Source organism: Mesorhizobium shangrilense, assembly GCF_040537815.1.
Classification (GTDB): domain Bacteria; phylum Pseudomonadota; class Alphaproteobacteria; order Rhizobiales; family Rhizobiaceae; genus Mesorhizobium; species Mesorhizobium shangrilense.
The window spans coordinates 3,111,736-3,125,199 of sequence record NZ_JBEWSZ010000001.1 but is presented as its reverse complement, the minus strand read 5'-3'; the positions used below and the strand labels follow the sequence as shown (position 1 = coordinate 3,125,199).

Here is a 13,464-nt window from a genome sequence, read left to right as displayed (position 1 = left end):
GGAGAAGGTGGCCGAGCGAAGCTCGGTCGGATGAGGGGTGTTCCAGCTTGGTGCAGTTGGTGTTCCGTCCAGCACCCCTCAACTGTCTTGGCGCTGTGCGCCAATCCACCTTCTCCCACAAGGGGAGAAGGCAAAACCCCTACCAGTCCCCGATCGTCGCTTGCATCACCGCCAGGGCGGCGACCGCTGCCGTATCGGCGCGCAGGATACGCGATCCCAGCGGGATGGCCGTCACGAAAGGAAGCGCGCGCAGCATCTTGCGCTCCTCGTCGGAAAAGCCGCCCTCCGGCCCGACCAGAAGCCCGAGTTTTCTTTCCCGCACGGCTTGCAGCGCTGGCAGCGGATTGTTGGTCGACGCATCCTCGTCGCAGAAGATCAGCCGGCGCCCCTTGTCCCAGCTCGCCAGCAGGCGTTCGAATTTTTCCGCCTCGCGCACCTCCGGCACCGCCAGGATACCGCACTGTTCGGCGGCTTCGATGACATTGGCGCGCAGGCGATCGATGGAAGGTTTTGCCACTTGCGTATGCTGGGTGATCGCCGGCTGAAGCACGCCGGCGCCCATTTCGACGGCCTTCTGCACCAGATAGTCGAGTCGTCCCTGCTTCAAAGGCGCGAAGCAATAGACCAGATCGGGCAGCGGCGGCTGCGGTCGTTGCAGTTCCAGCACTTTCAGCCTGACCGCTTTCTTGGATTTCGCTGCAATGGTCGCCGACCACTCGCCATGGCGGCCATTGAACAGCAAGATTTCGGCACCTTCGCCAAGTCGCAGCACATGCTGGAGATAGTGGCTTTGCTGCTGACCGGCATCGAACGCGATGTCTGGTCCGAGATCATCCGGGACGAACAGCCGTTGCATCTTGTAATTCGCGCGCATCGCCGAGGAATGGGCGAGCCGGTCGCTGTCGTCAAGATATGCATCGCTTCAAAGACGACACCGCGCTGTCGGAATAGCGATGCCGGTTTGTTGCCCTGTCGCGCACTCTTGAGCGCAGGATAACGCGGCTCGGAGGCTTTGGAGTGGACAGGATTACACGAGGCGGCTGTCTGTGCGGCGCCGTCAGCTACGAATTGCATGGTGAATTGCGCCCGATCGTTGCCTGCCACTGCAACCAGTGCAGGAAGGCCAGCGGCCATTACGTCGCCGCCACGCAGGTCGAGCAGAAGCGTGCGACCATCACGGGCGACACGCTGCGCTGGTTCAAGTCGTCGGAACAGGCCGAGCGCGGTTTCTGTTCGGTATGTGGCGGCAACCTGTTCTGGCGTCGGTTCGACAGCCCGTTCATTTCCGTTTGGGCCGGGACCATCGACGGCAAGACCGGCCTGAAGATGGAAAGTCAGTTGTACCCGGAATCCGCCGGCGATTATTACGATCTGCCGGCGGTGCGCGTGATCCCGCAATCGGAACTGGATTAACCCGGTCAGGCCGCCCAGACTGGACAATATCCGGCGCGAAGCACGGCCACGCTTGTCGGCGGTGTGATCAGCAGGGGATCGGCCAGATGCGGATCGCCGAACCTGACTGGCGGCTGGTAGCCGCCAAAACTCCAGGGCAGCGCGCAACCGTCACGAAGCGCGTAAGGCTTGTGACCCGACAAGATCATCGTTCCATCCGGCAGATCCGCAAGTGTCTCCGTACTGAGCCCGATCGCGCTCCCGCCCGATGCCAGCCGCTCCTTGTGCAGCCGCTTGTCGACCTGCGGCGCGCGCGGCTCGGCAATGCGAAAGGCCGCGCCGAAGCGCTGGACAAAATCCTTCGCCCGTTCGCGCTGGCAGAAGAAGCAGGGGCGATGCCCGGCAGCAAGTGCGGTCACCTCATCCAGAAAGAAAAGCTCCGTCCAGCCGGCTTTTCCACCTAGCCGGTTTCGGCCCATCGGCTCGCGCCGCACATTGCGGAATTCGCACACGCAGATGATCCAGGCCTGAAGCGCCCAGCGTTTCCTTAGGAGTGTCTTGGTCTCCGGGTCGTGGATGATGCCGCGATTGCCGGTGAACAGCCCGCGCTCAGGTACAGCGTGAATGGCGCCGAACGGGTCTACCCGGTTTTGCAGTGGCATAGTTTTCTCTCCGAATGCGCATCTTGGCCGTGATGCTGGCGGCATGATATCGCTCGCACCATCTTTTTCATGTCAGCAGGGTTTTGCGATGCGGGTGCTGGTGGTCCAGAACTACGACAATACCGGCCTTGGTCAGGTCGGCGCCGCTCTTGCGGAAGCAGGCGCGGATCTTGACGTGCGTCTTCCTTACAAAGGTGACCCGCTGCCGGACGATGCGGCCGAACACGACGCCATGGTCGTGCTGGGCGGCGGCCAGAATGCGCTGGCGGATGATGACTATCCCTATTTTCCCGCCCTGCTCGAATTGACCCGCGATTTCGCCGACAAGGACCGCGCCGTGCTCGGCATCTGCCTTGGCAGCCAGCTGGTCGCCCGCGCCTTTGGTGGCGAGAACAAGATCGGCGGCGCCAATGAATTCGGCTGGCGCGGCGTGTCGCTGACGCCCAACGCCAGGACCGATGCCGTGCTCGGCGCGCTTCCCGAAAAATTCCCGATCTTCCAGTGGCATGACGATACGTTCGTGCTGCCCGAAAACGCCGTGCGGCTGGCCGGCAACGATGTTGCCGAGAACCAGGCGTTCCGCGTCGGCCGCGCCGTCTACGGCTTCCAGTTCCATTTCGAGGCCGACCGGCCGATGGTTAAGGACTGGAGCACGTCGTTCGCGCCCGTCATTGCCGCGCGCCATCCCGACTGGGCCGGCAATCTCGACGGCGAGATGGCCCGCAACGGACCGGACGCCGACGCCGCCGGCCTGGCGATCGCCCGCGCCTGGGTGGCAACGATCTGAGCGCACTGCCGCATCATGCGGCGTGACATAATTGGCACGCGGCGGTGAAACCGCCGGGGAAAACATCGTTCATCCTTGGAGTGTGTCCGCTTGCTGCCCTAGAAGGCACGCGCTCTGCATCGGCCGTGCAACCGCGATGAACCTTTTGTGTGACCCGCGCGACACACCGTCGATACAGAACACACATAGAAGCGCAAAATCGTCGAAACTTTGAGGCGTATTTTTCGTTTCAACGCATTGGTAACCGCCTCATGCACAGATGCAGGAAGCTCAACAAGAGATGACCTCCGTGAAAGCAGCGCTTCTGTCCTTCGCCATGTTGTCCGCGATCGTGATCTGCGGCCTTGGCATCTATGCCGCCGACGCAGCCAACAACCACAACGCCGTCGACGGCTACGGCGTCACCGCCTCGCTTCGCTAGCAAGCGCTCTCGAAAGCCGGCATCGGTTTTCGAAAAGATCAAGCGCCAGCAGCGCTCTAACCCCGTTTACCGGCCATCGACAGGATACGTTTATCCGCGCCGTCCACGACGAGTGCGGTAAGGTTTCCTGACTGCCAGGCGAGGGTGTCGACATTGACGCGGTTGGCCATCACCTCGGCTTCCGGCACGGGTGTGTGGCCGTGCACCACGATCTTCGGATAGAGGCCGGAATGATCGTGGAAGACGTCACGAATCCACATCAGATCCAGCTGGCTCTGGTTTTCCAGCGCAATGCCCGGCCTGATGCCGGCATGGCAGAAGAAGAAGTCCCCGAACGTCATCGAGAATGGCAGCGACCGCAGGAAGTCGACATGAGCCTGCGGCACCGCCTCGACCAGCGCCGCATGCCCTTTTCGCAACAGCGTCTCGGCCTTGCCGAACCAGGCATTGGCGCCTTCGTTGAGCGGCACGCCATAGGATTGCGCCGTCTGCACGCCGCCATAGCGGATGAAAAGCCCCTCGGGATCAGGGGCTCTCAGGAAATCGAGAAAGCCGATGTCGTGATTGCCGGTGAGCATCAGGTGACGGGGATCGCGCTGCCGCGCTTCGACAAGGAAATCGATGACGCCTTTGGAATCGGGGCCACGGTCGACATAGTCTCCGAGATGGATGACGCGCCAGTCAGTCGGCGAGTCCCGTTCGATCTCCTCCTCGATCCGGTGATGCATGGCGGCCAACAGGTCGAGCCTGCCGTGCACGTCGCCGATGGCGTAGAGGCGCACGCCGTCCGGTCCGTGCGCGTCGAGGAAGTGGATGCCGGGGGTCGTCAATGCCTGCGTCGTCTCCGTGGTCGGACAGTCACCAGACTTTAGCGCCGGAGCTGGTCCTTGCCCATGTCGGTGACCAGCCGCTTTCCGCACAAAGCCAGCGTTATGTCCATCTCCTTTCGGATGATTTCCAACGCCTTGGTAACACCTTCCTTGCCGAGCGCGCCCAGGCCATAGAGAAAGGGCCGCCCGATATAGGTGCCTTTGGCGCCCAGGCACAGCGCCTTCAGCACGTCCTGGCCGGAGCGGATACCGCCATCCATATGCACCTCGATCGTGTCGCCGACCGCGTCGGCGATCTCCTCCAGCGCCATGATCGAAGACGATGCGCCATCAAGCTGGCGCCCGCCATGGTTGGAGACGATGATCGCGTCGGCGCCGGTTTTGGCCGCCATCAGCGCGTCCTCCTTGTCGAGAATGCCCTTCAGGATCAGCTTGCCGCCCCAGCGCTCCTTGATCCAGGCGACATCCTTCCACGACAGATGCGGATCGAACTGCTCCGTTGTCCATGACGACAGCGAGGCGACATCGCCGACGCCCTTGGCATGGCCGACAATGTTGCGGAAGGTGCGGCGCTGCGTGCCGGCCATGCCCATCCACCAGCGCGGACGCATCGCGATATCGGCGATGTTGGCCAGCGTCATCCTGGGCGGCGCCGACAGTCCGTTGCGCACATCCTTGTGGCGCTGGCCGAGAATCTGCAGGTCGAGCGTCAGCACCAGCGCCGAGCATTTCGCAGCCTTCGCCCGGTCGATCAGGTCGAGCACGAAATCCTTGTCGCGCAGCACATAGAGCTGGAACCAGAATGGCTTCTTGGTCACCGAGGCGACATCCTCGATCGAACAGATACTCATCGTCGACAGGGTGAACGGGACGCCAAACTCTTCCGCCGCCTGTGCCGCCAGCATCTCGCCATCGGCGTGCTGCATGCCGGTCAGGCCGGTTGGCGCCAGCGCCACTGGCATTGCCACCTTCTCGCCGATCATCGTCGATTCCAGCGAGCGGTTGCTCATGTCGACCAGCACGCGCTGGCGGAACTTGATCTTCTGGAAGTCTTCCTCGTTCGCCCGGTAAGTGCTCTCGGTCCATGCGCCCGAGTCGGCATAGTCGAAGAACATCTTGGGCACCCGCCGGCGCGCGAGGTCCTTGAGGTCGGCGATGGTCAGGATTTGGCTCATGGGCTTCCCGTTTCGAGATTAGGAGCGTTTGCGTGCGGGTTCGGTGTCTGTGGCGTCGGCGCGCTGCCTGAGCCTGAGCCGCGACACGCGCTGCCAGTCGCCGCTGCGCTCAGCCTCGGCCATCGACCGTTCGACATAGGTGATGTGGTCCATCGCGGCCTGGCGGGCAGCGGCGGGGTCGCCGGCCTTCACCGCCGCATGGATCGCCCGGTGCTGCGCAAGCAGCGCCTCGCGAGCGCCGGGCACGCTGAACACCAGCAACCGGTTCTGGAACACGCCCTCCGAAAGCAGCCGGTAGCAGGAGCGCAGCGTGTGCAGGAGGATGATATTGTGCGCGCATTCGCAGATCGCGTGATGGAATTCGACATCGATTTCGGCTTCGTCGTCGAAATCGCCGGTACGGTCCGCTTCGTCCATGCGCGCCATGATGCGGTCGAGCAGCGCCAGATCATCTGCCGTGGCACGTCGCGCCGCGTATTCGGCCGCCACGCCTTCGATCTCGCGGCGATACTCCAGATAGTCCGTCACCGCCTTGCGGTGCATCGAGATCAGATCCGTCACCGGCTTGGTGAACAGCTGGCCAATGACGTCAGCGACATGGGTGCCGCCGCCGGGTCGCGTCGTCAGCAGTCCGCGTCCTTCGAGCGCCTTGAGCGCGTCGCGCAGGATCGGCCGCGACACATCGAACTGGCGTGCCAGCTCGCGCTCGCCCGGCAGCCGGTCGCCGGTGCGCAGCACGCCTTCGAGGATGAGGTTCTCGATCTGCTGCACCACCTCGTCGGCGGTGCGCGAATGCTCGATCCTTGAAAAGATATCGCTCAAAGGGGGTGCCTGGGATTGAACCGGTATCGCGCAGGATAAAGCCTGCGTCGCCAACTGGTCAAATTATTTATCCAATTGGTCAGGCCATGTCGGGTTCATCGCCCGAAGTCATATCATCTTCGGCTAAACTTTGCTGTTTGCGTCATCCGGCTATTGGCTCTAGAGGGACGCGATTGCAAGATGGTTCAAGGAAGCCTGGGGGATCAGCCGTGTCAGACGACCCGTCCAATCTCGAATTCCAGCCACGCGCCAAGGGCAGCGTGATGGGTTTCCCGGCGCATGAAGGACGACCCGGCGCGCTTGGCGAAGTCCACGCCCGGCCGCATCCGCTGATCGAAAAACCGCGTGTTCTCATTCAACTCGCCTTCATGACCGAGGGTGGCTCGGGCGTGGACCATGCGGTGCTTTCCGAACTGTCGCGCCGGCTTGGTATCGCCGCGCCTGACCGCCATGCCCGCCACCATGCGATGAAGTGGGGCAAGGGCTCGCTGCGCTGGGAGCGGCATACCGAGTTCTCGACTTATCTGTGGGAAGGACCGCTGTCCGAAACCAGCAGGGCGCAGGAGGACTCGCCGTTCGGCAACGGGTTTTGCCCGCCGGGCACCGTCATTTCCGGCATCAGGCTCGAAATCCGCAAATGGACGCAATTAAGCGAGGAACTGATCGCGGACTTCGACCCGACCAGCCTGTGCTATTCGCTGGTTGAGCGCGGCAACGCCGCTATCGTCACTGACTTCCGCCAGGACGGCGACGGCATGACGCGCATACTGGTGCTCGATCGTGGCTTGACGCCGGCCCGTACCGGCGCGCTGTCGCAACGGCTGATCGACATCGAAACCTACCGCACGCTTGCCATGCTTGGCTTGCCGCTGGCGCTGACCTTGTCCGGCCGCGCGCGGCGCATCGAGGACAGGCTGGCCCAGACCACGCTTGAAATGAAGGCGGCGGAGACCCGCGACAGCCAGACGCTGCTGGCCGACCTGACCGAACTTGCGGCGGAGCTGGAAGCCGATGCCGCGTCCAGCCTATACCGTTTCGGCGCCAGCCGCGCCTATGACGGCATCGTCGTCGAGCGGCTGGAAGCGCTGGAGGAAGAGGCAGTCCCCGGCTACGACACCTGGGGCGGTTTTCTGCAGCGCCGCGTCGCGCCCGCCATGCGCACCTGCCGCTCGGTCGAGGAGCGCCAGGCCAATCTGTCGCGAAAACTCACCCGCGCCACCACGCTGCTGCGCACCTGGGTCGACGTCGAGGTCGAGAAGCAGAACCGTGACCTGCTGGCGTCGATGAACAATCGCGCCCGGCTGCAATTGCGCCTGCAGCAGACCGTCGAAGGCCTTTCGGTCGCGGCCGTCTCCTACTATGTCGTCGGGCTTATCGGCTATGTCGCCAAGGGCGCCTCGATCTTTGGCCATGCCTTTGCGCCGGAAGTCGTCACCGCTGCCTCAGTGCCGGTCGCCATCCTGCTGGTCTGGTGGGGCGTACGCCGCGTGCGCCTGATGCACTCAGAGCCCGGCAAGCATCCGGGCGAATAGCCGCCTCCAAAAAGGCCGGGCGGCATATCAGGCAGCGGCAGATTGCCGCTGCGGAAGCTCGTCTCGGCCTTGACGCCGGATTCTCCACCAAAGCAGGATTTGCAACGGACAGGCTTCACTGGTAAAAGATTTTGACCAGTCAAGCGAATGAGGCTGTCGATGTCCGGCCTGGCCATGCCGAAACCTGACGACGCAACGATGCGCCGGCGCGACGAGATCGTCGCCGACATGCGCATCATCGTGCCAGGCGAAGGCGTCGTCGACGCGACCAACGAAATGCGCGCCTTCGAGAGCGACGGGCTCACCGCCTATCGTCAGTTGCCGCTGGTCGTGGTGTTGCCTGAAACCGTGGCGCAGGTTTCGCGCGTGCTGAAATACTGCAACGACCGCAACATCCGCGTCGTGCCGCGCGGCTCCGGCACCTCGCTGTCGGGCGGCGCGCTGCCGCTCGAGGACGCCATACTGCTGGTCATGAGCCGCTTTAACCGCATCCTTGCGATCGATTTTCCAAATCGCACGGTCATCGCCCAGCCGGGCGTCACCAATCTCGGCATCACCACCGCCGTCGAGCAGGAGGGCTTCTACTACGCCCCCGATCCATCCTCCCAGATCGCCTGCTCGATCGGCGGCAATGTCGCGGAAAATTCCGGCGGCGTGCACTGTCTGAAATACGGCCTCACCGCCAACAATGTGCTGGGTATCGAAATGGTGCTGATGAACGGCGAGGTGGTGCGGCTCGGCGGCAATCATCTCGATGCGGAAGGCTATGACCTGCTTGGCGTGATGACCGGTTCGGAAGGCCTGCTTGGCGTCGTCACCGAGGTCACGGTTCGCATCCTGAAGAAGCCGGAGACAGCCAGCGCGCTGCTGATCGGCTTTCCGACAAGCGAGCAGGGCGGCCAGTGCGTCGCTGACATCATCGGCGCCGGCATCATTCCGGGCGGCATGGAGATGATGGATCGCCCGGCCATCCACGCCGCCGAGGATTTCGTCCACGCCGGCTATCCCTTGGATGTCGAGGCGCTGCTGATCGTCGAACTCGATGGGCCGGGTGTCGAGGTCGACCATCTCATCACGGCTGTTGAGGCGATTGCCATCCGCAATGGCTCGACCACTTGCCGCATTTCGCAGTCGGAGCAGGAACGGCTGAGCTTCTGGGCTGGCCGCAAGGCGGCTTTCCCGGCGGTCGGCCGCATCTCGCCCGACTATTACTGCATGGATGGCACCATCCCGCGCAAGGAACTGCCGCGCGTGCTGCACGGCATGCGCGAGCTCTCCGAAAAATACGGTCTGGGTGTCGCCAATGTCTTCCATGCCGGCGACGGCAATCTGCATCCGCTCATTCTCTATGATGCCAATGTGCCCGGCGAACTTGACAAGGCGGAAAGTTTCGGCGCCGACATTTTGCGGCTCTGCGTCAAGGTCGGCGGCGTGCTGACCGGCGAACACGGCGTCGGCGTGGAGAAGCGCGACCTGATGCCCGAAATGTTCAACCAGGTCGACCTCGACCAGCAGATGCGGGTCAAATGCGCCTTCGATCCCAATCACCTGCTCAACCCGGGCAAGGTTTTCCCGCAACTGCGCCGCTGTGCCGAACTCGGACGCATGCACATTTCGGGCGGCAAGCTGCCGTTTCCGGACATTCCGAGGTTTTGAGCGGATGCTGTTTCGGCAACAAACCCTTGAGGGGATTGAGTCGGGCGAGATTTCGCTCGCCTTCCGCCGCTGGAGGCGGCCGACGGTCAAGGCGGGCGGGCGGACCCGCACGGCATCAGGCGTGGTGCTGATCGGTAGCATCACGATCGCGGATACTTCCAAATTGACGGAGAAGGATGCGGTCGCGGCCGGCTTCGCGACACGCGCCGCGCTTCAGGAAATGCTGGGCCCCGACGACGGCACGCCGGTCTTCCGCATCGAGATCAATGGCATCGAACCCGACGAGCGCGTCGCCTTGCGCGACGAAGCCGTGCTTTCCGACGAGGATTGGCACGCCTTGACCATGCGCTTCGCACGCTGGGACAAAACAGCACCCGGCTATTTCCCGTCGATCCTGCGGGCAATCGGTGCCCATCCGGAAGTGCGGGCTGGCGCCTTGGCCGCCAGGGCCGGCGTCGAGACGCTGAAATTCAAGCAGGACGTCCGCAAGCTCAAGGAACTCGGCCTCACCGAGAGCCTCGATGTCGGTTACCGGCTGTCGCCAAGGGGCGAGGCCGTGCTCGAAAAACTGCGGGAGCACAGGCTTTGACCACTTTCACTCCAGCGACGTCAGAAGAAGTCCTCTCCACCGTTGCCTGGGCGGTTTCGGAAGAGACGCCGCTCGAAATCCTCGGCCATGGCTCCAAGCGCGGCATCGGCCGTCCACTGCAGACCGAGCATACGCTTGACCTGTCGAAACTGTCCGGCGTCACGCTCTACGAGCCCGCTGAACTGGTGCTGTCGGCAAAAGCCGGCACGCCGATTGCCCAGATCGAGAAGCTGTTGGCGGAAAACGACCAGCAATTCGCCTTCGAGCCAATGGACTACGGCCCCCTGCTCGGCGGCGAGCCCGGAAAAGGCACCATCGGCGGCGTGCTCGGCGCAAACCTTTCCGGTCCACGCCGCCTGAAGGCGGGCGCCGCGCGCGATCATATCTTGGGCATCAATGTGGTTTCCGGCCGCGGCGAAGCCTTCAAGTCCGGCGGTCGCGTGGTGAAGAACGTCACCGGCTACGACATGTCCAAGCTGATGGCCAACAGCTGGGGCACGCTGGCTGTATTCACGGATGTCACCTTCAAGGTGCTTCCGGCAGCGGAGACCGAAGTCACGCTGGCAATCAGGGGATTGCTTGACGATGCGGCGGCCGCCGCCATGGCATTGGCGCTCGGCTCTAGCGCGGAAGTCTCGAGCGCGGCCCATCTGCCGGAGCGGATCGCCGCGCGTGTCGCCGGTGGTACGCTTGGCAGCGAAGCCGCGACGCTGTTGCGTGTCGAAGGCTTTGGCCCTTCCGTCGCGTATCGCATCGCCGCGCTGAAAACGTTGCTCGGCAATGCCGGGCCGCTGGAAGAGATTTCAGGCGAGACTTCAGCGGTGATCTGGCGTGATGTGTGCGATTGCAGGCCGTTCGCCGACGGCAGTGAAAAGCCGGTCTGGCGCGTATCGATGACGCCGTCCCAGGGCCACCAGATGGTGTTGACGCTGCGCATGCAGGCCGCTGTCAACGCTTTTTATGACTGGCAGGGCGGGCTGGTTTGGTTGCGCATGGAGGAGGGCGATCCGGAAGCCGCTCTGCTGCGTGGCCTCTTGAGAAAACATGGCGGCGGCCACGCGACGCTGGTGCGCGCCGCACCTGCTCATCGCGCCGCCCTGCCAGTGTTCGAGCCACAGGCGCCGGCGCTGGCCGCACTCAGCCAGCGGCTGAAGCAGGAATTCGACCCGAAGAACATCCTCAATCCCGGCCGCATGGCCTAGGACATCAGCGATGCAGACCAATTTTTCGCTTGCCCAGCTTGCCGATCCGCATGTCGCGGAATCGGAGAAGATCCTGCGCAAATGCGTGCATTGCGGTTTCTGCACCGCGACCTGCCCGACCTATGTGACGCTCGGCAACGAGCTGGATTCGCCGCGCGGGCGCATCTACCTGATCAAGGACATGCTGGAGAACGGCCGGCCCGCCGACAAGGAGATCGTCACCCACATTGACCGCTGCCTGTCGTGCCTTGCCTGCATGACCACCTGTCCGTCGGGCGTCAACTACATGCATCTGGTCGACCATGCCCGCGCCCATATCCAGGAAACCTACAAGCGTCCGCTGCTCGACCGCCTGACCCGGGCCATGCTCGCCTTCGTCCTGCCATACCCCACGCGTTTCCGCGCCGCGCTCAAGCTGGCCAAGCTTGGCAAGCCGTTCATTGGCCTGTTCGAAAAGGTCCCGGCGCTGAAGCCGCTCGGCGCGATGCTCAAGCTCGCGCCGGCATCGATCCCGATGGCCTCGCCGATGGCCTCTCCCGGCATCCATGCCGGAAAGGGGACGAAGAAAGGCCGCGTCGCCATCCTCACCGGTTGCGCGCAATCGGTGCTTGATCCCGCCATCAACGACACGACGATTTCGCTGCTGACGCGGCTCGGTGTCGAGGTGGTGGTGCCGCAAGGCGAGGGCTGTTGCGGCGCGCTCGTGCATCACATGGGGCGCGAAGAGGCGGCCCTTGCCTCGGCGAGGCAGAATGTCGACGCCTGGACGCGTGCGATCGACCAGGGCGGGCTCGATGCCATAGTCATCACCGCATCCGGCTGCGGCACGACGATCAAGGACTATGGCTTCATGCTGCGGCTGGAGCCGGCCTATGCCGACAAGGCGGCGCGGGTGTCAGCGCTGGCGAAGGATATCACCGAGTATCTGGCTGGTCTCGATCTGCCCGAACCCGTGCGCAAGCCCGGCACCATCGTCGCCTATCACTCGGCCTGTTCAATGCAGCACGGCCAGAAGATCACACGCCAGCCGAAGGAGCTTCTCGCCAAGGCAGGCTTCATCGTGCGCGAGCCGCGCGAGGGACACCTGTGCTGCGGTTCGGCCGGCACCTACAACATCCTGCAGTCCGAGATCTCGGCAAAGCTGCGCGACCGCAAGGTCAGGAACATCGAGGCGACGGGGGCTTCAATAGTTGCCACCGGCAACATCGGCTGCATCACCCAGATCGCCTCGGCGGCAAAGCTGCCGGTGGTGCACACGATTAAGCTGCTCGACTGGGCCTATGGCGGTCCGAAGCCGGAAGGTGTCGCCGACAACACGCTCGTCGCGGCGGAATAGTCGGCTCTCGCGACGCTTACTCCGCCGCGAGCTTGTCCACCGTACCGTAGGTCGCCTCATAGAGCGCGCGCTGCCGGCTGAGCGCCACCATCGTGTTGCGCAGCAGGATCGACACCGTGATCGGGCCGACGCCGCCTGGCACCGGCGTGATCCAGGACGCGACGTCCTTGACGCTCTCGGTGTCGACGTCGCCGACGATGCGGCTGGAGCCATCCGGGCCGATTTCGGAATTGATGCCGATGTCGATGACCGCGGCACCTGGCTTGACCATGTCGGCCTTGATGAAGCGCGGCTTGCCGACGGCGACGAACAGCGCGTCGGCGCGGCGCGCGTGGGCCGCCACCGATCGCGTCATGTGGTGGCAGACCGTCACGGTCGCGCCTTCGCTCATCAAAAGGAAAGCGATTGGCTTGCCGACGATTTCCGAATGACCGACGACCACGACCTCCAGGCCCTTGAGGTCGAGACCGGTTTCCTTGAGCAGTTCGACCGATGCGGCCGCCGTGCAGGGCGCGAGGTCGAGCTGGTTGTAGACGATGTTGCCGATCGAGGCCGGATGCATGCCTTCGACATCCTTGAGCGGATGCACGGCCGACTGCAGCGTCCTGACCGGGATATGCGCGGGAACCGGCCGCTGGATGATGATGCCGGTGACGCGCGGATCGGCATTGAGGCCGTGGATCGCGGCCTCGAGTTCGGCGGCGGTGATGTCGGCAGGAAACCGCCGCTCTTCGAAACCAATGCCGGCGAGTTCCGCCTTGGCGCGCTGGTTGCGCACATAGACACCCACAGCCGCTGTGTCTCCAACGGTGATCGACACCAGCTTTGGCGGGAAACCTTCGGCTGTGGCGATCGCCGCGTCCTCGCGCACGGATGCGATGATACGCTGGGCGACCGGCCCACCTTTCAGGTAGCGGCTGTCATCGGACAGGGACATGGCTGAACCTTTGTACGGGAATGTTGCCGCCCCCATAGCAAAAGAACGGCGGGAAGGGCAGCGTGAAAGCGTACCGCCATGGCCCTGGCGCGACCTTCTGGCGCAGCCTTGCCCGGATCCTGG

General features: G+C 63.7%; 14 protein-coding genes. 8 read left to right on the top strand and 6 right to left on the bottom strand.

Annotated features, from left to right (window positions below; genetic code table 11):
* Positions 1–139 precede the first annotated feature (139 nt).
* Positions 140–874 (bottom strand): 16S rRNA (uracil(1498)-N(3))-methyltransferase, encoded by a 735-nt coding sequence (locus ABVQ20_RS15430; RefSeq protein ID WP_354460373.1) that lies wholly within the window; start codon positions 872–874, stop codon positions 140–142.
* Between the two features lie 143 nt (positions 875–1,017).
* Between ABVQ20_RS15430 and ABVQ20_RS15425 the strand changes: the two genes are divergently transcribed.
* The gene (locus ABVQ20_RS15425) at positions 1,018–1,413 is read left to right on the top strand and encodes a GFA family protein (protein ID WP_435528348.1); all 396 of its coding nucleotides are present in this window, start codon (positions 1,018–1,020) and stop codon (positions 1,411–1,413) included.
* 5 nt (positions 1,414–1,418) lie between these two features.
* On the opposite strand, the gene ABVQ20_RS15420 is transcribed toward ABVQ20_RS15425, so the two are convergent.
* Positions 1,419–2,054, bottom strand: coding sequence for a hypothetical protein (locus tag ABVQ20_RS15420; protein WP_354460371.1), 636 nt, complete (start codon positions 2,052–2,054; stop codon positions 1,419–1,421).
* Between the two features lie 88 nt (positions 2,055–2,142).
* On the opposite strand from ABVQ20_RS15420, the gene ABVQ20_RS15415 reads away from it, so the two are divergent.
* Positions 2,143–2,841, top strand: a complete 699-nt coding sequence (locus tag ABVQ20_RS15415; protein WP_354460370.1) for a type 1 glutamine amidotransferase — start codon at positions 2,143–2,145, stop codon at positions 2,839–2,841.
* A gap of 280 nt (positions 2,842–3,121) precedes the next feature.
* Positions 3,122–3,262 carry a hypothetical protein gene (locus ABVQ20_RS15410; RefSeq protein ID WP_354462268.1) on the top strand — a complete coding sequence of 47 codons (141 nt, stop codon included), beginning with the start codon at positions 3,122–3,124 and terminating at the stop codon, positions 3,260–3,262.
* A 56-nt stretch (positions 3,263–3,318) separates the two neighbouring features.
* Here ABVQ20_RS15410 and ABVQ20_RS15405 read toward each other — a convergent pair whose 3' ends face one another.
* From ABVQ20_RS15405 to ABVQ20_RS15395, 3 genes are read right to left on the bottom strand one after another with little or no spacing between them, the layout of a single operon-like run.
* Complete coding sequence (locus ABVQ20_RS15405) at positions 3,319–4,092, bottom strand: metallophosphoesterase (RefSeq protein ID WP_354460369.1); 774 nt, start codon at positions 4,090–4,092, stop codon at positions 3,319–3,321.
* Positions 4,093–4,130: 38 nt separating this feature from the next.
* On the bottom strand, positions 4,131–5,267 hold the full coding sequence (locus ABVQ20_RS15400; protein WP_354460368.1) for an alpha-hydroxy acid oxidase: 1,137 nt from the start codon (positions 5,265–5,267) through the stop codon (positions 4,131–4,133).
* An 18-nt stretch (positions 5,268–5,285) separates the two neighbouring features.
* On the bottom strand, positions 5,286–6,089 hold the full coding sequence (locus tag ABVQ20_RS15395) for a FadR/GntR family transcriptional regulator (RefSeq protein WP_354460367.1): 804 nt from the start codon (positions 6,087–6,089) through the stop codon (positions 5,286–5,288).
* 209 nt (positions 6,090–6,298) lie between these two features.
* Between ABVQ20_RS15395 and ABVQ20_RS15390 the strand changes: the two genes are divergently transcribed.
* From ABVQ20_RS15390 to glcF, 5 genes are all read left to right on the top strand, one after another.
* Positions 6,299–7,621, top strand: coding sequence for a DUF3422 family protein (locus tag ABVQ20_RS15390; RefSeq protein ID WP_354460366.1), 1,323 nt, complete (start codon positions 6,299–6,301; stop codon positions 7,619–7,621).
* Between the two features lie 159 nt (positions 7,622–7,780).
* On the top strand, positions 7,781–9,277 hold the full coding sequence (locus tag ABVQ20_RS15385; RefSeq protein ID WP_354460365.1) for an FAD-linked oxidase C-terminal domain-containing protein: 1,497 nt from the start codon (positions 7,781–7,783) through the stop codon (positions 9,275–9,277).
* A gap of 4 nt (positions 9,278–9,281) precedes the next feature.
* The gene (locus ABVQ20_RS15380; RefSeq protein WP_354460364.1) at positions 9,282–9,866 is read left to right on the top strand and encodes an ASCH domain-containing protein; all 585 of its coding nucleotides are present in this window, start codon (positions 9,282–9,284) and stop codon (positions 9,864–9,866) included.
* Entirely contained in the window at positions 9,863–11,068 is a 1,206-nt protein-coding gene (locus ABVQ20_RS15375; RefSeq protein ID WP_354460363.1) for an FAD-binding protein, read from the top strand. The genes ABVQ20_RS15380 and ABVQ20_RS15375 overlap by 4 nt, the downstream gene beginning before the upstream one ends.
* A gap of 10 nt (positions 11,069–11,078) precedes the next feature.
* The gene (gene glcF / locus ABVQ20_RS15370) at positions 11,079–12,404 is read left to right on the top strand and encodes a glycolate oxidase subunit GlcF (protein ID WP_354460362.1); all 1,326 of its coding nucleotides are present in this window, start codon (positions 11,079–11,081) and stop codon (positions 12,402–12,404) included.
* A gap of 16 nt (positions 12,405–12,420) precedes the next feature.
* On the opposite strand, the gene ABVQ20_RS15365 is transcribed toward glcF, so the two are convergent.
* Positions 12,421–13,341, bottom strand: coding sequence for a bifunctional 5,10-methylenetetrahydrofolate dehydrogenase/5,10-methenyltetrahydrofolate cyclohydrolase (locus ABVQ20_RS15365; RefSeq protein WP_354460361.1), 921 nt, complete (start codon positions 13,339–13,341; stop codon positions 12,421–12,423).
* Between the last annotated feature and the right edge of the window lie 123 nt (positions 13,342–13,464).

Excerpts from the sequence above, each read along its gene's own strand:
- ABVQ20_RS15430 (WP_354460373.1), bottom strand. The coding sequence starts at position 874 with ATGCGCGCGAATTACAAGATGCAACGGCTGTTCGTCCCGGATGATCTC.
- ABVQ20_RS15420 (WP_354460371.1), bottom strand. The coding sequence starts at position 2,054 with ATGCCACTGCAAAACCGGGTAGACCCGTTCGGCGCCATTCACGCTGTA.
- ABVQ20_RS15415 (WP_354460370.1), top strand. The coding sequence starts at position 2,143 with ATGCGGGTGCTGGTGGTCCAGAACTACGACAATACCGGCCTTGGTCAG.
- ABVQ20_RS15410 (WP_354462268.1), top strand. The coding sequence starts at position 3,122 with ATGACCTCCGTGAAAGCAGCGCTTCTGTCCTTCGCCATGTTGTCCGCG.
- ABVQ20_RS15400 (WP_354460368.1), bottom strand. The coding sequence starts at position 5,267 with ATGAGCCAAATCCTGACCATCGCCGACCTCAAGGACCTCGCGCGCCGG.
- ABVQ20_RS15385 (WP_354460365.1), top strand. The coding sequence starts at position 7,781 with ATGTCCGGCCTGGCCATGCCGAAACCTGACGACGCAACGATGCGCCGG.
- ABVQ20_RS15380 (WP_354460364.1), top strand. The coding sequence starts at position 9,282 with ATGCTGTTTCGGCAACAAACCCTTGAGGGGATTGAGTCGGGCGAGATT.
- glcF (WP_354460362.1), top strand. The coding sequence starts at position 11,079 with ATGCAGACCAATTTTTCGCTTGCCCAGCTTGCCGATCCGCATGTCGCG.
- ABVQ20_RS15365 (WP_354460361.1), bottom strand. The coding sequence starts at position 13,341 with ATGTCCCTGTCCGATGACAGCCGCTACCTGAAAGGTGGGCCGGTCGCC.